The 18,725-nt window shown below is 70.2% G+C and carries 16 protein-coding genes; 7 read left to right on the top strand and 9 right to left on the bottom strand.

Translation table 11 applies throughout. The features are described from left to right. Position 1: 1 nt before the first annotated feature. The 3 genes from AB0I43_RS39375 to AB0I43_RS39365 form a co-directional block, all read right to left on the bottom strand. Positions 2–250, bottom strand: a complete 249-nt coding sequence (locus AB0I43_RS39375) for an exodeoxyribonuclease VII small subunit (protein ID WP_357433910.1) — start codon at positions 248–250, stop codon at positions 2–4. Next, entirely contained in the window at positions 247–1,530 is a 1,284-nt protein-coding gene (gene xseA, locus AB0I43_RS39370; protein ID WP_357433908.1) for an exodeoxyribonuclease VII large subunit, read from the bottom strand. The genes AB0I43_RS39375 and xseA overlap by 4 nt, the downstream gene beginning before the upstream one ends. 101 nt (positions 1,531–1,631) lie before the next feature. Continuing rightward, entirely contained in the window at positions 1,632–2,276 is a 645-nt protein-coding gene (locus AB0I43_RS39365; protein ID WP_357433906.1) for a lipid droplet-associated protein, read from the bottom strand. Positions 2,277–2,432: 156 nt separating this feature from the next. On the opposite strand from AB0I43_RS39365, the gene AB0I43_RS39360 reads away from it, so the two are divergent. After that, positions 2,433–3,443 (top strand): 4-hydroxy-3-methylbut-2-enyl diphosphate reductase, encoded by a 1,011-nt coding sequence (locus tag AB0I43_RS39360; protein ID WP_356980522.1) that lies wholly within the window; start codon positions 2,433–2,435, stop codon positions 3,441–3,443. Positions 3,444–3,447: 4 nt separating this feature from the next. On the opposite strand, the gene AB0I43_RS39355 is transcribed toward AB0I43_RS39360, so the two are convergent. Then, positions 3,448–4,284, bottom strand: coding sequence for a DUF6542 domain-containing protein (locus AB0I43_RS39355; RefSeq protein ID WP_357433904.1), 837 nt, complete (start codon positions 4,282–4,284; stop codon positions 3,448–3,450). A gap of 64 nt (positions 4,285–4,348) precedes the next feature. Next, a complete protein-coding gene (locus AB0I43_RS39350) occupies positions 4,349–5,506 on the bottom strand; it encodes a DNA recombination protein RmuC (protein WP_357433902.1) in 1,158 nt (385 codons plus the stop codon). Positions 5,507–5,704: 198 nt separating this feature from the next. Here AB0I43_RS39350 and AB0I43_RS39345 point away from each other — a divergent pair, with 198 nt between their 5' ends. Then, positions 5,705–6,883: an exonuclease SbcCD subunit D gene (locus AB0I43_RS39345; protein WP_357433900.1), complete on the top strand. Its 1,179-nt coding sequence runs from the start codon at positions 5,705–5,707 to the stop codon at positions 6,881–6,883. Next, positions 6,880–10,158, top strand: coding sequence for an SMC family ATPase (locus tag AB0I43_RS39340; RefSeq protein ID WP_357433898.1), 3,279 nt, complete (start codon positions 6,880–6,882; stop codon positions 10,156–10,158). The genes AB0I43_RS39345 and AB0I43_RS39340 overlap by 4 nt, the downstream gene beginning before the upstream one ends. A gap of 16 nt (positions 10,159–10,174) precedes the next feature. Here the strand turns inward: AB0I43_RS39340 and AB0I43_RS39335 are convergent, their stop codons facing one another. Together AB0I43_RS39335 and AB0I43_RS39330 are read right to left on the bottom strand one after the other, a co-directional pair. After that, the gene (locus AB0I43_RS39335; RefSeq protein ID WP_356980513.1) at positions 10,175–10,672 is read right to left on the bottom strand and encodes a methylated-DNA--[protein]-cysteine S-methyltransferase; all 498 of its coding nucleotides are present in this window, start codon (positions 10,670–10,672) and stop codon (positions 10,175–10,177) included. After that, positions 10,669–12,246 carry an Ada metal-binding domain-containing protein gene (locus tag AB0I43_RS39330; protein WP_356980551.1) on the bottom strand — a complete coding sequence of 526 codons (1,578 nt, stop codon included), beginning with the start codon at positions 12,244–12,246 and terminating at the stop codon, positions 10,669–10,671. Before AB0I43_RS39330 ends, AB0I43_RS39335 begins: the two co-directional genes overlap by 4 nt. Before the next feature lie 245 nt (positions 12,247–12,491). Between AB0I43_RS39330 and AB0I43_RS39325 the strand changes: the two genes are divergently transcribed. Continuing rightward, complete coding sequence (locus tag AB0I43_RS39325) at positions 12,492–12,701, top strand: hypothetical protein (RefSeq protein WP_356980511.1); 210 nt, start codon at positions 12,492–12,494, stop codon at positions 12,699–12,701. Positions 12,702–12,753: 52 nt separating this feature from the next. Here the strand turns inward: AB0I43_RS39325 and AB0I43_RS39320 are convergent, their stop codons facing one another. Both AB0I43_RS39320 and AB0I43_RS39315 read right to left on the bottom strand, forming a co-directional pair. After that, the gene (locus AB0I43_RS39320; RefSeq protein ID WP_356980550.1) at positions 12,754–12,945 is read right to left on the bottom strand and encodes a YbdD/YjiX family protein; all 192 of its coding nucleotides are present in this window, start codon (positions 12,943–12,945) and stop codon (positions 12,754–12,756) included. 47 nt (positions 12,946–12,992) lie between these two features. Continuing rightward, positions 12,993–15,266 (bottom strand): carbon starvation CstA family protein, encoded by a 2,274-nt coding sequence (locus tag AB0I43_RS39315; protein ID WP_356980509.1) that lies wholly within the window; start codon positions 15,264–15,266, stop codon positions 12,993–12,995. Between the two features lie 378 nt (positions 15,267–15,644). Between AB0I43_RS39315 and AB0I43_RS39310 the strand changes: the two genes are divergently transcribed. Genes AB0I43_RS39310 through AB0I43_RS39300 form a run of 3 tightly spaced genes read left to right on the top strand, consistent with a single transcriptional unit; the run spans position 15,645 to position 18,723 of the window. Beyond that, the gene (locus tag AB0I43_RS39310; RefSeq protein ID WP_356980507.1) at positions 15,645–16,940 is read left to right on the top strand and encodes a sugar ABC transporter substrate-binding protein; all 1,296 of its coding nucleotides are present in this window, start codon (positions 15,645–15,647) and stop codon (positions 16,938–16,940) included. Beyond that, a complete protein-coding gene (locus tag AB0I43_RS39305; RefSeq protein ID WP_356980505.1) occupies positions 16,937–17,884 on the top strand; it encodes a sugar ABC transporter permease in 948 nt (315 codons plus the stop codon). The genes AB0I43_RS39310 and AB0I43_RS39305 overlap by 4 nt, the downstream gene beginning before the upstream one ends. Before the next feature lie 26 nt (positions 17,885–17,910). After that, positions 17,911–18,723, top strand: coding sequence for a carbohydrate ABC transporter permease (locus tag AB0I43_RS39300; protein WP_356980549.1), 813 nt, complete (start codon positions 17,911–17,913; stop codon positions 18,721–18,723). Positions 18,724–18,725 lie beyond the last annotated feature (2 nt).

Here is an 18,725-nt window from a genome sequence, read left to right as displayed (position 1 = left end):
GCTAGGCCTCTTCGGCGGCCTCGGAACGCGAGATCGCGTTCTCCACGCGCTGGCGCGCCCCGGCGAGGTGCTCCTCGCAGCGGTTCGCCAGCGCCTCCCCGCGCTCCCACAGGGCCAGCGACTCGTCCAGGTCCATTCCGCCCTGCTCCAGCATCTTCACGACGTTCACCAGTTCGTCGCGGGCGCGTTCGTAGCCGAAGGACGCGATCTCGGCGGCCTCGGTGGCGGTGTCGGGTTCGGCCACGGTCATTCCCTCTCGGTAGCGGTGGTGGTGCGGGCGCCCAGGGCCTGGGTGCCCAGCGCGGCGGCGGAGATCGCGCCATCGGCGACGCGGACGCGCAGCTGACTGCCCGCGGGCGCGTCCTCGATGCTGCGCACGACGTGCCGCTCGGTCCCGGACACCCGTTGCACGACAGCGTAGCCACGCGACAGGGTCGCGGCGGGGCCCACGGCGGTCAGCTTCTCGCGCAGGTGCCGCGCGGCGGTGGACTCGGTGCGGATCAACTGCTCCACGCATCGGCGCGCGGCCGCGCGCAGCCGTTCGACCTCCTCGGTGCGCCGGTCGATTTCGCGCAGGGGATCGGCCAGTACCGGCCGCGACCGCAGCTGCGTCAGCGCACGCGTCTCGCGCTCCACCCAGCCGCGCAGGGCGGCGGCCGAGCGGGCACGCATATCCCGCACGCCCGCCAATTCCGCCGCGGCGTCGGGGACTACGCGTTTGGCGGCGTCGGTCGGGGTGGCGGCGCGCACGTCGGCGACGAAATCGCTGAGCGGGTTGTCCGGCTCGTGCCCGATCGCGCTGACGATCGGGGTGGTGGCGGCCACGATGGCGCGGCACAGGGTTTCGTCGGAGAAGGCCAGCAGATCCTCGACGCTGCCCCCGCCGCGCGCCAGCACGATCACCTCGACCGCCGGGTCGCGGTCCAGCTCGCGCAGTGCCTCGAGGATCTGCGGCACCGCCAGCGGCCCCTGGGTCGCGGCGTTGCGGACCTCGAAATGCACTGCGGGCCAGCGGTTCTGGGCCACCGACAGGACATCGCGCTCGGCGGCGCTGGCCCGGCCGGTGATCAGGCCGACGGTCCTGGGCAGGAACGGCAGCGGGCGCTTGAGGCGCGGATCGAACAGGCCCTCGGCGGCGAGCAGCGCCTTCAACCGCTCGATGCGCGCCAGCAGATCGCCCACGCCGACCGGCCGAATCTCGAGCACCCGCAACGAGATCGTGCCGCGGCCGGTGAAGAAGGACAGCTTGCCGTAGACGACGACGCGCGTGCCCTCCTGCAGCGGCACGGCGGATTTGCGGATCAGGTCGGGATCGCAGGTCACCGAGAGCGACATGTCGACCGACGGGTCACGCAGCACCAGGAACGCGGTGCGGGTGCCGGGGCGCAGATTGATCTGGGTGATCTGGCCTTCGACCCAGATGCTGCCGAGCCGATCGATCCACTGCGAGACCTTCATCGACACCGAGCGCACCGGCATGGGCGCCTCGGCGGAATTCGCGGGGGCGGCGGCCGGGGTGGCTTCGGTCATGCAGACAGGTATACGCGTCGCCCCGGACAGAAACCGGAGGCGGGGGTTGGCCGGTCCCGTAGCGAGACAGCGCTACCGGCCAACCCTCGGCGAAGGCTGCGTCACTGAGCCTGAACGGTGGCGATCCGGTTCGTCAGCATGGTGACGAAGGGCGCGCGGGCGCGAGTCCGCTGCTCGTAGTCCAGCAGGGCGGAGAGATCGTCGAGGGTCAGCATGCGCAGGCGGGCGCGCAGCTGGGCCAGCGTCATGCCGGCGTAGTCGTAGCGGGTGGCGACCTCGGGTTCGGCGACCTCCGCGGGCTCCGGCTCGGCCTCGGTGACGGGCGCCGGTTCCGGCTCGGATTCCGGCTCCGAGCGGTCGGATTCGGGCACCGTGATGGTCGTCACCGCGGTGACCCGGCCGTTGGTCGCGGATTCCGCCGGCTCGCCGTCGGTGTAGAGATCGAAGCTGCTGGTCCGGCCGGCCACCGGCGGCGTGCTGCCGGGGAATTGCTCGACGGGCAGATCTTCGTCGAAGGTGGCCCACTCCGGCTGCTCCACGGCACCGTTGCCCAGCCGGTCGAACACGGCGTCGCCCTTGAGGGCGAGGCTGGTCACGAACTGCTGCAGATGCATGGTGGTCTGCAGCAGCTGGCTGATCGCGGTGATCGGGAAATTCATTGCCGTCGTGGGTAACCGACGGGTTTCTTCGAGGGCGTATACGGCGGCGCCGGCGGCTACCCGGGCCAGGAATGGAGGTCGGAACATAGTTCTAGCCTGCCCGATCCGGTCGGTGATGCAAAGACTTACTGTCACAGACACTATTTTTACCCGCCCCGCTACGCTGCCATCCCCGGGGTGACCCACGTCATGCCCGCTCATCCGACCGGGTAGCAGTCGGTCTACGCCAGTAAGCTGTGGGGCATGTCTTCGGCCATACCTTTGAACCTCGGAATCGCCCGCTCGGCGGGTGCCGGATCAGCCGATGCCGAGGGGGGAAAGCGTGTCCTACTCGCGGAGCCGCGCGGCTACTGCGCGGGTGTGGACCGGGCCGTCGAGACGGTGGAGAAGGCGCTCGAAAAGCACGGCGCCCCCATCTATGTACGCAAGGAGATCGTGCACAACCGCCACGTGGTGGAGACCCTGCGGGATCGCGGCGTCGTCTTCGTCGACGAGACCGACGAGGTGCCCGAGGGCCAGGTCGTCGTGTTCTCCGCGCACGGCGTCTCGCCGATGGTGCACCAGACGGCCGCCGAGCGCAGCCTGCACACCATCGACGCCACCTGCCCGCTGGTGACGAAGGTGCACCAGGAGGCCAAGCGCTTCGCGCGCGACGATTACGACATCCTGCTCATCGGCCACGAGGGCCACGAGGAGGTCGAGGGTACCGCCGGCGAGGCCCCCGAGCACGTGCAGCTGGTGGACGGCCCCGACGCGGTCGACAAGGTCACCGTGCGGGACGAGTCCAAGGTCATCTGGCTCTCCCAGACCACGCTCAGCGTCGACGAGACCATGGAGACGGTGAAGCGGCTGCGCGAGCGTTTCCCCGGATTGCAGGATCCGCCGAGCGACGACATCTGCTACGCCACCCAGAACCGTCAGGTCGCGGTGAAGGCGATGGCGCCGGAGTGCGATCTGGTGATCGTGGTCGGCTCGCGCAACTCCTCGAACTCGGTGCGTCTGGTCGAGGTCGCGCTCAACGCCGGCGCGAAGGCCTCCTACCTGGTGGATTACGCCAAGGAGGTGGATCCGGCCTGGCTCGCGGGCGTCGGCACCATCGGCATCACCTCGGGTGCCTCGGTGCCGGAGATCCTGGTGCAGGGTGTGCTGGAGCTGCTGGCCGAGCACGGCTTCGGCGAGGTGCAGCCGGTGACCACCGCCAACGAGACGCTGGTCTTCTCGTTGCCCCGCGAACTGCGCGCCGCGCGCAACTGAACCGCTAGAGGTTCTCCGGCTTCCGTCGCTCGGTGCGGCCCGTATCGCGCTCGCGGTAGCGGACATTCGGCCGGGGCAGCGAGGGATTGTCGCTGCGCGGGGTGGCCGAGCGGCCGGTGCGGCCCGAGCGCCCCTCGCGGGTGCGGCCCGACTTGCCCGCGCGCGGCGCGTCCGCGCCGTCGCGGGGCGCGCGCTTGCCGCCGCCCACGCGGGGCGGCGGGTACTTGTCGGTCTTCTGGTCGGTGAGATCCATGTCCAGGTCGTCGTCCAGGTCCGAAGCGCCGCGCCTGGACCGGCGCTTGGCGCTGTCGGAGAGCCCGTCGCGGGTGCGCGTTCGGCCGGTGGTGGCGGTGCGTCCCCAGCTGGAACCGCGCCGGGCCTCCGCGGCGTTCTCGGCGTTCTGCTCGCGCCGGAACAGATAGATGCGCGCGCCGCCGATCAGTAGCACCAGCGCGGTGGCCAGCAGCATCGTCGGGAAGCGGTAGATCAGCGGAACGGCGAGGTTGAGCAGCAGATCCTTGAGGCCGGCGGAGGTGCTCCCGGACAGCTGCTGATACGCCAGCGGCACCGCGACGAACATCAGCAGCGGCGGCAGCACCATCGTGCTGAACAGTCCGCGGTAGCGAACGACGAGCACGGCGATGACGCAGCCGATGACGTAGAGCGTGGCGAACGTGCCCGTCAGTTCGCTCATATCGCCGTTGGCATCGATCAGGAACCCGAGGAACGCGCAGGCAACCGCAATCAGGACGGCTGCGCCGGCCGGGATACCCGGTACCGACGGCAGGATCGAACGTTGCGGCGCGGGCACCCGGGAACGCGCACGTTGGGAAGCAGCCACAAGATGAACCCTAACCGTCGGCGCGCCGTACGGTGTTATGGCACGGCGCGACACCGGTTACGGGCTAATCGTCAGCATCGGCGAAGCCGACCGCGCGCGGCCAGGAATCCACCCGGGCGATGGCGGGCACCTCCTGCTCGGCTATCTCCAGGTCGTGCAGTTTGCGCGCCGTCACCATCACCCTCGACTCGACCGAGGCGACCGTGTAGTTGAAGGCATCCACGGCTTTCGACAGCTGGGAGCCGAGCCGGTCCAGGTGCCGGCCGGTCATTCCGAGCCGGGCGTAGAGCTCGCGACCCAATTGCTGAATCTTTGCCATATCTCGGGACAGCGCCTCTTGCCGCCAGCTGAAGGCCACCGTGCGCAGCAGCGCGATCAGCGTCGTCGGAGTTGCCAGGATGACATTGCGGCCGAACGCGTATTCCAGCAAGCCCGAGTCGGTGGTGAGCGCGGCGTCCAGGAACGGATCGCCCGGGACGAACAGCACCACGAACTCCGGCGACGGATCGAAGGCGGCCCAGTAGGCCTTGTCGGCCAGCTGATCGACGTGCGCCCGCAGGTGTTTGGCGTGCCGTTGCAGATGGTCGGCGCGCTCGTCCGGGTCGTCGACCATGCTGGCGTCGAGGTAGGCGTTGCAGGGCACCTTGGCGTCGACCACGATGTGCCTGCCGCCCGCCAGCCGCACCACCAGATCCGGGCGCACGGTGCCGGTGCGGTCGGCGCTGCCGTCGCCGCGGGCCGCGCGGCTGACCTGGGTGTCGAAATCGCAGTGCCTGGTCATGCCGGCCAGCTCCACCACCCGTTCCAGCTGGATCTCGCCCCAGCGGCCCCGGATCTGCGGCGCCCGCAGCGCCGCCACCAGCTGGCTGGTCTGGCTGGTGAGCTGATGCGAGGTGCGCTGCATGCCCGCGACCTGTTCGCGCAGGCCGGAATAGGCGTTGATGCGGTTGTGTTCGACCTGCTGGATGTGCTGATCGAGCGCGCCGACCGCCTCCCGCAGCGGCTCCACCATGGCGCCGATGGCGTGTGAATGCCTGCGCGCCGCATCCTCGTTCGCGGCGGTCAGGGATTGGCGCAGCAGGCGCTCGTTGTCGTTGGCCGCGGCCAGTCTGGCCTCGGCGGCCGCGGCCCGCTGACCCGCGTGGGCGGTGTGGCCCAGCCAGCCCAGTCCGACTCCGGCGGCGAATACCAGCAACAGTGCGAAAAGCATCGGTGCGGTCATGGGACCCGATAGTGCCGCACGCCACCGACAACTCGCGCCCGTCCGGCAACTTCACAGCGCCGGTGTCGGTATACCGTCTGAGCCGCGCCGATTGTCAATGGCCGTGAACGCGAGAAACGCCGGGTTGAAACCCGGCAAATCCGACACGACGGTCGCGGCAATTGAATTGTGTCGGTGGGTGCGCCTACGTTTTTCGCCATGCGGATGCTGCACACCTCGGACTGGCACATCGGGCGTACCTTCCACGGGGTCGATCTGCTTGCCGATCAAGAGCGTTCGCTGCGGGCCATCGCCGAGCTGGTGGCCGCGGAGTCGGTGGACGTCGTGGTCCTGCCCGGCGACGTCTACGACCGCTCCATCCCCAGCGCCGACGCCATCGCCGTCTGCATCCGCGGTTTCGAGGCCATCCGGGCCGCCGGCGCGCAGATCGTCGCCACCTCCGGCAACCACGATTCCCCCGCCCGGCTGGGCGCGGGCGCCAGCTTCGCCGCCGCGGGCGGGCTGCACCTGCGCACCACGGTCGCCGCGGCCGACCAGCCGGTACTGCTGTCCGACGCGCACGGCGAGGTCGCCTTCTACGGCATCCCCTATCTGGAGCCCGAGATCACCCGCGCCGAACTCGGCGTGCCGCAGGCGCGTTCGCACGCCGAGATCCTCGCGGCCGCGATGGGCCGGATCCGGGCCGACATCGCCGCCCGGGGCGTCACCCGCACCGTGGTGCTCGCGCACGCCTTCGTGGTCGGCGGCGAGGCCACCGGATCGGAACGCTCGATCTCCGTCGGCGGCGTGGAGACGGTGCCGATGTCGGCCTTCGACGGCATCGACTACGTGGCGCTCGGTCACCTGCACTCGCCGCAGACCCTCGCGGAGTCGGTGCGGTACTCCGGCTCGCCGCTGCCGTATTCGTTCGCCGAGAACTCTCACCGCAAGGCGGTCTGGATCGTCGAGCTCGACGCCGCGGGCCTGCACGCGGTCGAACGCCGGGAGCTGCCGGTGGTGCGCGGGCTCAGCCGGCTCACCGGCACGCTGGACGAATTGTGCACCGGCGCGGCGTATTCCGACGCGGTCGAGCACTACGTCTCGGCCACGCTGACCGATCACGCCCGCCCCGTCGACCCGCTGCGCAAACTGCGCGAGCGCTTTCCCCATGCCGTGCACGTGGAATGGTCACGCCCGGAGGGGAATCCGGAACTGCGCTACCGTGAGCGCGTGCACGGACGCCGCGACACCGAAGTAGCGCACAGCTTCCTCTCCGATGTCCGCGGTGTGCCCACCGACGGTGAGATGACGTGGCTCGAGCGCGCGCTCGCCGCGGCGGTCGCCGAACCCGAGCGCCCCGCCGCCGGGCCGACGCTGCTCGGGGAACTGTCTGCATGAGGCTGCATCGGCTGGAGATGACAGCGTTCGGCCCCTTCGCCGAGACCACCGTGGTGGATTTCGACGCGCTCGGAGCCGACGGATTGTTCCTGCTGCACGGGCAGACCGGCGCGGGCAAGACGACCGTGCTGGACGCGATCGCGTTCGCGCTCTACGGGCGGGTGCCCGGCGCGCGCGGCGAGAGCAAGCGGCTGCACTCCGATCACGCGCCGGAGCAGACGCCGCCACAGGTGGTGCTGGAGGCGACGCTCGGCGGCCGGCGCCTGCGGCTGACCAGGGTTCCCGAGTTCGAGCGGCCCAAGCTGCGCGGCACCGGCATGCGTACCGAGCAGGCCAAGGCGACGCTGGCGTGGCTGGACGGGCGCGGCGAGAACCTGTCGCGCATCCCCGATATCGGGGAGGAGATCGTCCGGCTGCTCGGCATGAGCGCCGACCAGTTCTTCCAGGTCGTGCTGCTGCCCCAGGGCGATTTCGCGCGGTTCCTGCGCGCGGACAACGAGGATCGCGAGAAGCTGCTCGAAAAGCTCTTCGACACCGAGCGTTTCGGCACCGCCGAGCAGTGGCTCGCCGACAAGCGCCGGTCCTCGGCCGCCGATCTGGAACAGCGCCGCCAGGGCATCGAGCGGCTGATCGCCCAGATCCGCGGCGCGGCCGGGTTGAGCGTCACCGAGTCCGTGGGCACCGTGGAATCGGTCGCCTGGTCTCAGGACCTGCTCGCCACCGCCCGCGCCGACCTCACCGCCGCGACCGCGGAAACCGCCCGCTGCCAACAGGAATCGGCACAGCTGGGCAAGCTGGCCGAGGAACAGCGCAGACTGCACGAACTGCGCCGCCGCATGTCCGCCGCGCGAGCACAATTGTCCGGCTACACCGCGGGCGCCGACCATCGTGCGGCCTTGCAGGCCGAGCTGGAGGCGGCACGGCGGGCGCAGCCCGTCGCCGACGCGATCGACGAGGCGCGGTCGGCGGTCATGGCGAGCCGCCGGAGCGAGAGCGACATGCGGGACGCTGCCGCGCATCTCGTCGCGGCGCTGCTCGAGCCCGCGGCGGCCGAAGTCGGCGGCCGGGAATTGCTCACGGACCAGGCCGCCGGTGCGCCGGTCGACGACCAGGCCACGCAATCGGATACCGGTGCGGCCGATCGGACCGGGTCGCCGACGATCCGCTTCGACGCCGACATCGATGCGGCCGTCCGGCGGTGGAGCACTCAGCTCGGGGCGCTCGAGGAGGTCGGGGCGGACGCGGCGACGGCGGACAAGCTCAGCGGTGAGGTGCGCAGGCTGCGCGCGGAAGACACCACTGCGGCAGGGCGGATCGACAAGCTGGTGCGGTTGCGGGAGCAACTCCCGGCATCGATCAGCGGTGTGGAAGCCCGTTTGCGCGAGGCCACCGAAGCCACGGCGCTGCTGCCCGCGCTGACCGCGGAGTGCGAGCGATTGCAGACCGCCGCCGGTGCGGCGATCGAGCTGGCCAAGCATCGGCAGGCCCTCGACGCCGCGCGCGTGGAGTTCGAATCCGCGCGTGGCGCACACAATGACGCCAAGGAGCGCGTGCTCGAACTGCGCGAGCGCCGCCTCGCGGGCATGGCCGCGGAACTGGCCGGTCAGCTGACCGACGGCGCACCCTGCACCGTGTGCGGCTCGGCCGAGCACCCGGCCCCCGCGCGCCCGACCTCGGACGCGGTGTCCAAGGAGGCGGAGCTGGCGGCCGAAGCCGCCGCCCGCACCGCCGAGGACAATCGCGACCGCGTCCTGGCCCGCAGCACCGAACTGGAACGCGAGATCGAGGGCCTGATCGCCCGGGGCGGCGACACCGACCGCGTCGAACTCGCCACGGCCCTGCGCAGCGCCACCGACCGATACCAGGACGCCGCCGAAACCGCCACGCTAACCGCCGGTCTCACCGCCGAACTGACCCGGCTGCGCACCGACGAATCCCGCTTGCACGACGACCTCCGCGCCGCCGATACGCGCCGCGGGACCATCACCACCCAGATCAGCGGCATCGCGGAGCGGTTGGTCGAACTGACCGGCCGGCTGCGCGCCGCGGCGGGGTCCGACGAAACCATCGACCGCCGCCGCGCCCGCCTGGACACCCTGGTCGCCCTCGCCACCACCTACCGTGATGCCCGCGCTCGAGCCGCCGCTTCCCGCGACGCCGTCACCGCGGTCGCGGACCGCGTCGAAAGCCTCGCCACGGCAGCCGGTTTCGTCATCGATGCGTCCGGGGGAGCGAGTGTCGAACCCGGCAGCGTCGAGGCGGGGGACACCACTCCAGGTGGTGCAGCGGTGGCGGCCACCGCGCGCGACCGAACGGCGACAGGCGAACACCGAGATGCGGAGGCGCGCGCTTCGGCGTCGCGAGAACGGTTGTCGCGCAACGGTGTACCTCGGGACGACGTGGCTCTGCTCACCGCCTACGCCAAGGTCGTCACCGCCGCCTCGCGAACCGCGCAGCGGCAGAGCGAGATCGAAGCGGAGTTGGTGGCGGCCGACCGGGCGCGAGCGCACGCGGAGACGGTCCTGGCCGAACCCGAGGTGCGCGCCGCCGCCGCTGCCGAACCCGGCGATCTGGCCGAGTTGGAACGCGCGGTGCGGCAGGCACAGGAGCAGCTGAACACCGCGGTTGCCGCGCACGCCGACGCGAGCCGCCGGGTGAAGTTGCTCGAGGAACTCGGCGGGCAGCTGTGGACCGAAGTCGATCGCATCGCTCCGCTGCAGCGGTCCCATGAGGAGCTGGCCGGGCTGGCCGAAGTCGTCGCGGGGCGCGGTGCGAACAACCGCCGGATGTCGTTGCGCTCCTATGTGCTTGCCGCCCGCCTGGAGGAGGTCGCCCTCGCCGGTTCGGTGCGCCTGCGCCGGATGTCCAGCGGCCGTTACGAATTCGTCCACACCGACAAGGCCGGCCCGCGTGGCCGCCGCGGCGGGCTCGGCCTCGACATCCGCGACGACTACACCGGCGCCATCCGCCCGGCGAAGACCCTCTCCGGCGGCGAGACCTTCATGGCCTCCCTGTCGCTGGCCCTCGGCCTGGCCGACACCGTGGCCGCCGAATCCGGCGGCATCGTCCTGGACACCTTGTTCATCGATGAGGGGTTCGGCGGTTTGGACGCCGACACCCTCGACGCCGTCATGGGCGTCCTGGACGAACTCCGTTCCAACGGCCGTGTGGTCGGCGTCGTCAGCCACGTCGACGAGATGCGCCAGCGCATCCCCAGCCGCCTGCACGTCCGCCGCACCCCTACCGGCTCCCACCTGCACACCATCGTCGCCTGAGGCGTGCCGGCCCGATTCACGCTTCGTGGTCGAGCAACCACCGCTTGGCGTCGAGCCCCCAGCGGAACCCGCCCAGCGCCCCGCCGATGCGCAGCACCCGATGGCAGGGCACGAACAGGGCGGCGGCGTTGCGGGCGCAGGCGTTGGCGGCGGCGCGGGTGGCCGCGGGCCGGCCGGACAGCGCCGCGTACTCGGTGTAGGTGACGGGTTCTCCGGCCGGGATCTTGCGCAGTACGTCCCAGGCGTGGCTGAGGAACTCCCCGGACTGCTGGCGGACCGGAATCGCATCGATCGCGGTGAGTTCACCGGCGTGGTAGGCGATCACGGCCTCGCTCACCGGGCCGAGCGAATCCCGTTGCCGCAGTGCGGTGGGCCGCAGCGCGGTGTGGATCAGCTGGCGCAGGTTCTCGGCATCGGCGGTCCAGCCGGAGGCCAGCACGGCGCCGTCGGCGGCGGTGATGGCGGTGAAGGGGCCGATGGGGGTGTCCAGGACGGTGAAGTCGGCAGTGCTCATGAGTTTCGTCCGTTCTTCTTGGGGCCGGGGGTTTTCCGGGCAGCGGCGGCGGCGCGATCGGTCAGCGCCGCCTTCCACAGGTGCATGGAGAGATAGGAGCGCCAGGGGGCGTACCCGGCGGTGTCGGTCAGGTCGAGGCCGAGCAGGGTCGCGCCCTGCCGGACCACCAGGTCGGTGCCGAGCAGGATGTCGGGGTCGGCCAGCAGGCGCATGGTCACGTAGTCGGCGGTCCACGGGCCGACGCCGTCGAGGGCCAGCAGGTCGCGGCGTAGCTCGGCGGCGGTGCGGCCCTGGTGTAGTTGCAGGTCGCCGCTGGCCAGCGCGGTCGCCGCGCCGACGATGGAGCGGATCCGCTTGGCGGGCCCGGTCAGCACCTCGGCGCCGTGCTCGGCGATCGCCTCGGGGGTGGGGAACAGCCGGGGCAGCAGTCCGTCGATCGGGGTGCCGAGCGCGTGCACCAGGCGCGCGGTGTGCGTGGCGGCCGCCGAGACCGAGATCTGCTGCCCGATCATGGTGCGCAGCAACAGTTCCGGGCCGTCCAGGCAGCCGGGCACGCGGATGCCCGGGGTGAACCGGGGGCGCACGGGCTGGAGCGGCGGCGGCTCGGTTTCCTGGGCGCGGGCGGCGCCGGCGTCGGGCAGGCCGTCGGCGGCGAGGTCGGGCGGGGTGGTCTCGGTCGGCCGGGCGCCGAGCACCTCGTCGATGCCCACCGGGTCGGCGTCGAGATCCAGCAGGTGCCGCAGCCGGGCCACCGTCGGCGCGAGGTCGCGCATGTCGGTGAGCGCGAGTTCGGCCCGCACGTGATCGCTCTGGAAGCTCAGGCGGGCGGCGGCGTGCCCGTGCGGGGTGCGCAGGGCCCGGGTGTAGGCCCGGTCCTCCCACAGCTCCATGCCCGGTGTCACGTGCGCCGAGAGGAACCATTCCAGCCAGGCGCGGTCCAGCGGCTCCCGGAACGGCAACCGCAGCGTCAGGGCCCCGTTCGTGGTGGGGACCGGATCACGCCGGGCTCGCTGTCGCGCCTCGGTCCGCATCACGGTCGGGCTGACCGCGAACACCTCGCGCACCGTGTCGTTGAACTGGCGGATGCTGGCGAAACCGGCCGCGAACGCGATGTCGGACATCGGCATCTCGGTGGTCTGGATCAGCAGCCGCGCGGTGTGCGCGCGGTGCGCCCGGGCCAGCGCCAGGGGGCCCGCGCCCAGTTCGGTGGTGAGTACCCGCGTGAGCTGCCGCTGCGAGTAGCCGAGCGTGGCCGCGAGCGCGGGCACGCCGCCCCGCTCGATGACACCGTCCCCGATCAGCCGCATCGCCCGCGCGGCCAGGTCGGCGCGGGTGTTCCACAGCGGTGACCCGGGCGCGGCGTCCGGCAGGCACCGGCGGCAGGCCCGGTATCCGGCCTGCTGCGCCGCCGCCGCGGTGGGCAGGAAGCTGACGTTCGTCGGCTTCGGTGTGATCGCCGGGCAGGAGGGCCGGCAATAGATGCCGGTGGTCCGCACCGCGGTGAAGAACTGCCCGTCGAATCGGGAGTCTCGCGTCGAGACCGCCCGATAACACCGTTCGAAATCCAACGCCATGATCGTCACGCATTCCACAATGTCAGCTATGCGGGCGGCGTGCTAGCGGAAAAAGGACATCGCCCCCGAGGCTGTGTAGTCGCACAAATCGTGGGCGCGACGCTGGTGTGCGCGCCCAGTCCGCCCCCGGAATCGGGGGCAGGAGAATGCGGGGCTACGGCGCGGCAATGCTGACGCATAATGTGGTCCGCGCTGCTCCGAGGGATTCTCGAGGGCGGAATAGTGCTCGAGCAAAAGGAATTCGGATGAAACGATCCTTCGCCGCCGCCACCCTCGCCGGCGCGCTACTGCTGACCCCGATGGCTGCCGCGCAAGCCGCCCCCGCGGTCGCCGCGCCGGTCGCGACGAAGTGGTGCAGCAACTGGCCCGGTGGCAACCCCGTTCCGTGCACGCCTTTCCTGCTGCTCCTGGAGGCGCTGAGCGCGGGATCGGCCAGTCTTTCCGCGGAGTCCTGACCCCTACGTGACGGCCCGGCCACCCTTCGCGGGTGGCCGGGCCGTTTCGTGTTCAGCAGCAGCGATTCTGCGGCTTGCGCTCGGCTTCGTCGTACCGATCGCGCCAGTACTGCCGCTCGCTCGGGATCTCGCACCCGGGATGCTCGCGCCGCAGATGCGCCACGTACCGCTGGTAGTCCTGCCCGCCGATGATCGCGTTGTACCACCGCAGCAGGTCGCGCGGCGCGTCGAGCAGACGCCGCAGGGCGGCCGGTCGCGTGGACCGGCCGCCCTGCGGTGCAACGGGATTCGTCACTTGGCGAGACTCACATCGGATTCGGAGCCGTGCCCGCCGCGTGCGGGCACCTTGCCCGCCGCCACCAGCTCGTCCCACTCCTTCTGCACTTCCTTCTCCGCCGGAGTCGGGAAGAACCCGCTCGGCTCGAAGATGCGCGAGGGCTCCTCGGGCGTCTCGGTGGTCTCCGAACCGCCCTTGCGCCAGGCCTTGTAGCAGACCAGCGCGCCGACGACGGCCACGATCAGCACCATGGCGGCGAACACGATCGACAGCGTGCCCTGGATGAAGGTGTTGCGCACGACGATGTCGACCTCGGCGGGCGTCTTCGCCGTCAAGCACAGCTTCCCGGCGGCCTGGGCCTGTTCGCAGATACTGTGCTGCTTCCAGTAGCCCACCTTCGGATCGGCGGAGAAGATCTTCTGCCAGGACGCGGTCATCGTGACGAGCAGATCCCAGACCAGCGGAATGCCCGGAATCCAGGCGTACTTCGCGTAGCCCTTCTTCACGATGATCGTCATCACCACGGTCAGCGCGATCGCGGCGAGCAGCTGGTTGGCGATGCCGAACAGCGGGTAGAGCGCGTTGATGCCGCCGAGCGGATCGTTGACGCCCATCAGCAGGATCGAACCCCAGGCCGCGACCACGATCAGCGAGCACACCCAGGCGCCGACCCGCCACGACGGATCCTTGAACTTGCGCAGCGGGCCGCTGAAGTTGCCCAGCGCGTCCGAGACCATGAAGCGCGCGACACGGGTGCCGGCGTCGATGGTGGTGAGGATGAACAGCGCCTCGAACATGATCGCGAAGTGGTACCAGAACGACTTCATGCCCGCGCCGCCGAGGAACTTGGAGAACACCTCCGAGATGCCGACCGCGAGGGTCGGCGCGCCGCCGGTCCGCGAGATGATCGACTTCTCACCGAGATCCGAGGCCGCCTGGCTGAATGTCTCCGGGGTGGCGGGCGGACCGGACAGGCCGAGCGAATTCGTGTACGCCGCCGCCTTTTCCGGGGTGCCGCCGGTGAGCCCGGCGGCCGCGTTCATGCCGAAGTACAGGTGCTGGTCGATGATCGTGGCGGTGATGATGGCCATGACCGCGACGAAGGACTCCATCAGCATGCCGCCGTAGCCGATCATCCGGGCATGCGATTCCTTGGCCAGCAGCTTCGGGGTGGTACCCGAGGACACCAGCGCGTGGAACCCGGACAGCGCACCACAGGCGATGGTGATGAACAGGAACGGGAACAGGCTGCCGGCGAAGGCCGGGCCGGTCTTGTCGAAGGCGAAGTCCGACACGGCGGGCGCCTTCAGCACCGGCATGGTGATCAGGATGCCGATGGCGAGCAGGCCGATGGTGCCGATCTTCATGAAGGTCGACAGGTAGTCGCGCGGGGCCAGCAGCAGCCACACCGGCAGCACCGAGGCGAAGAAGCCGTAGGCGATCAGCAGCCAGGCGATGGTGACCTTGGACAGGGTGAACCAGTCCTCGCCCCAGGCGGTTTCGGAGACCCAGCCGCCGGAGACGATGGCCAGCAGCAGCAGGACGATGCCGATGGCGGAGACCTCACCGACCGCGCCGGGGCGCAGGAATCGCAGGTACACGCCCATGAACAGGGCGATCGGAATGGTCATGCCGATGGAGAAGACACCCCACGGGCTCTCGGCCAGCGCGTTGACCACGACCAGCGCGAGCACCGCCAGCAGGATCATCATGATGACGAGAATGCCGATGATGGCGGCCACGCCGCCGATCGCGCCGAGTTCGTCGCGGGCCATCTGCCCGAGGCTGCGGCCGCGCCGCTTGGTGGAGGCCCACAGCACCAGGTAGTCCTGCACCGCGCCGGCGAAGACCACGCCGACCACGATCCAGATGGTGCCCGGCAGGTAACCCATCTGCGCGGCGAGCACGGGGCCGACCAGCGGGCCGGCGCCGGCGATGGCGGCGAAGTGGTGGCCGTAGAGGACCCGCCGGTCCATCGGCATGTAGTCCTTGCCGTTTTCCAGGATCTCGGCAGGGGTAGCCAGGTCGTCGCGGGGCTTGGCGATCTTCCACTCGATGAACTTCGCGTAGAAGCGGTACGCGGTGATGTAGGTACACACCGCCGCCACGACGATCCACACCGAGTTGACCGATTCGCCGCGCGCGATGGCGATGACCGCCCAGGCGATGGCGCCGAGGATCGCGATCGCGGCGAAGATCGCTTTCTTCTTGGCCGTGATCGGGGTCTTGTCGACCACACCTACCGGAGGTAGATCTGGGTCTGTCCGCAGATATTCGATTGTCGCCATCGAGCCCTCATCTCCTGAAAAAGCGCAGGATCCAGCAGAAACCAGAAAAAACGTAACTGATCGAGGATCCGCGCCGAGTGGATTTCGGCCTGGTGTTGCTCGAGGTTAAGTTCTGTTCAGTGTGTCGGCCGTCACCTGCGTTATAGCCGTGCGTATGCTGCCACGCCACCTCACGTTCCGCCACATCCTTCGGGGAGCCTTAGGCAAGTCTGAACATTCCGATCGGGTGAACGGTCGGTTCGGCGCGACGAACGGTCGCCGGGCCGCGACCGGCGGTCGTGTCCGATTTTGCCGTAAGTATGCTGCAGCGCAGTTCGTGACAGTCCCCACTTCGCTCGAGGCTCGAGGACGGTAGCTCATGACGACACCCCGCGGCGCGTGACCGCCGTCCGCCGCCGGACCCTGCTCGGGGCCGCGCTGGCCGCACCGCTGGCGGCCGGCGGGTGCGGCGCCGACGACGATGCGCTCACCTTCTTCTTCCAGGCGCGCCCGGAGGAGGCCCGGGTCCGGATGCGGATCATCGAGGAGTTCCGCAAGCGGCATCCCGGCATCAAGGTGCGCACCATCATGTCCGGCCCGGATCCGCTGCAGCAGATGCTCACCTACTGCGCGGGCGGCAAATGCCCGGACGTGATGATGGCCTGGGAGTTGCTGTACGCCGGACTCGCCGAGCGCGGCGTCCTGCTGGACCTGCGGACGCTGCTGGACCGCGACCCCGCGTACGCCGACGAACTGCGGCGCGACAGCTATCCGACGCTCTACGACACCTTCACCTACGGCGGCGGCCAGTACGCGCTGCCCGAGCAGTGGTCTGGCGTGTTCCTCTACTACAACCGGCGGATGTGCGCCGCGGCCGGGATCACCCCGCCCGCCCGCTGGACCGAGGCGTGGAGCTTCGACGAGTTCCTGGCCGCCACCCGGGAACTCACCCACCGCACGGGTGACCGGACCGGCCAGTGGGGTTTCGCCGACGCGTGGGTGCCCTACTTCTCCGCGGCCTGCTTCGGGATGAACAACGGCACGGAATGGTTCACCCCGCCGGTGAACCCGACCCGGACCAACCTCGCCGATCCCCGGTTCGCCGCCGGATTCCAGTTCTACGCGGACCTCGCCGTGCGGCACCGGGTGGCCCCGCGGGTCGCCGATCAGCAGTCGGTGTCCGCGCCCGACCTGTTCCGGCGCGGTCGCGCGGCGCTGGCGATGGGCGGGCACTGGCTGTATTCGGAGTTCGCGGGGCAGGACGATCTCGACATCGATCTCACGGTGCTGCCGCACGGCCCGCACGGCGGGCCCGGGGCGATCACCGACGTCGGCTGCACCGGCTTGTCGATCGCGGCGGGCAGCCCGCGCGTCGAGCAGGCCTGGGAATTCGTGAAATTCGCGACGGGGCCGGTGGGGCAGGCGATCGTGGCCGCGTCGGGGCTGTTCGTTCCGGTGCTGCGGTCCGCGATGGCCGCTCCCGGCTTCGCCGCCGCGCACCGGGCGATCGCCAATCTCGAGGTGATGACCGGTGGACCGGCCGCCTCCCGGCCGCTGCCCGTGACACCGGCCTGGGGCAAGGTGTCGGCCCTGCTGGAGCGCGGCGGCAACCGCGTCCTCCGGGGCGCCGCCACTGCGGACTCACTCGCCGGTCCCTATACCTCCGACATCGACGCCCTCCTGGAAAACCGATGAACCCACCCTTGAACGAGCAGTCGCCGGAGACCCGGACGCCGCGACGCTCCCCGCTGCCCGGCGCGCTGGCCCGGCGGCGGGAACGGGCCGGGTGGGGCTTCATCGCGCCGAATCTCGCCGCGGTGCTGGTGTTCCTGGTGTTCCCGCTGGCGTTCTCGCTGTACTTGAGTTTCCACTCGTGGGATCTGTTCAGCGCGCCGCGCTTCGTGGGCATCGCCAACTACCGGCGGCTGTTCGGGTCGGACCCGCTGTTTCTCATCGCGCTGCGGAACACCGCGCTCTTCACCGTGCTCACCCTGGTGCCGACGGTGGCGATCGGGCTCGGCGTCGCGGCGGCGTTGAACCGGACACTGCGCGGCATCGGGATCTTCCGGACGATCGCGTTCCTGCCGCTGGTCGCCTCCACGGTGGCGATGGCGGTGGTGTGGCGGTTCCTGTTCACCACCGACGATGGCCTGCTGAACCTGCTGCTCGGCGGGATCGGCCTGGGCCCCGTGCCGTGGCTGACCGACCCGAACTGGGCGCTGGTCTCGCTGAGCATCGTGACCGTGTGGAAGAGCGTGCCGTTCGCGACGGTCATTCTGCTCGCGGCCTTGCAGGGCGTTCCGGAAACGCTGTACGAGGCGGCGAAGATCGACGGGGCCGGTGCGCTGCGCCGGTTCCGGTCGGTGACGGTGCCGCTGATCCGCGGTCCGCTCTCGTTCGTCTTCGTCATCACGGTGATCAACTCGGTGCAGGCCTTCGATCAGGCCTACGCGCTGACCGGCAGCGGCGGCGGTCCGGAGACCGGCACCTACCTGCTCGGAATCATGTTGTTCCAGCACGCTTTCGGGTTCTACGAGGTGGGCTACGCCTCGGCGCTGGCGTGGGTGATCTTCGCGATCCTGCTGGTGCTGACCCTGCTGCAACTGCGCTTCGCCCGGCGCTCGGAGGTGGAATTGTGAAGGCCCGGAACCGGATCGCGCGCCGCATGCTTTCCGGTGCGCTGGCCTACCTGGCGCTGATCGGCATCGCGTGGTGCGCCCTGCTGCCGATCCTGTGGGCGGTGTCCGGCTCGCTGAAGCGCGACGGCGAGATCACCGAGGCCGCACTGCTGCCCGAGCGCCCGCGGTGGTCCAACTACGGCGAGGTGTTCGACCTGATGCCACTCGGGCGGATGCTGGCCAACACCATGGTCTACGCGGTCTGTGTCACCGCGGGGCAGGTGTTCTTCTGCTCGCTGGCCGGATACGCGTTCGCGCGCTTGCGTTTTCGCGGTCGCGAGGTGCTGTTCGTCGCCTATCTGGCCACGCTGATGGTTCCGTTGACGGTGACGGTGATTCCGCAGTTCCTGCTCATGCGCGCGCTGGGCTGGGTCGACACCCCCTGGGCCATGATCGTGCCCGGACTGTTCGGCAGCGCCTTCGGCACCTACCTCATGCGGCAGTTCTTCCGCACCCTGCCGATGGAATTGGAGGAGGCGGCGATCCTCGACGGCTGCAGCACCTGGCAGGTCTACTGGCGGGTGCTGCTGCCGCACACCCGCCCCGCCCTCATGGTGCTGGCCGTGCTCACCTGGATCACCGTCTGGAACGACTTCCTGTGGCCGCTCATCATGATCCAGCGCAACGAGATCGCCACCGCCACTTTGGGTTTGGTGCGCCTGCAAGGCCAGTATCACACGCAGTGGCCGATCCTCATGGCCGCCGCCGTGATCATTCTGCTGCCGTTGCTCGTGGTCTACGCGATCGCGCAGCGAGCCTTCGTCCGGGGGATCGCCATGTCGGGAATGGGCGGGCGCTGAGG

The sequence above is a fragment of the Nocardia sp. NPDC050435 genome, from assembly GCF_040655395.1.
GTDB lineage: Bacteria > Actinomycetota > Actinomycetes > Mycobacteriales > Mycobacteriaceae > Nocardia.
The sequence above is the reverse complement of the archived record's forward strand: the minus strand, read 5'-3'. Positions and strand labels throughout refer to the sequence as shown.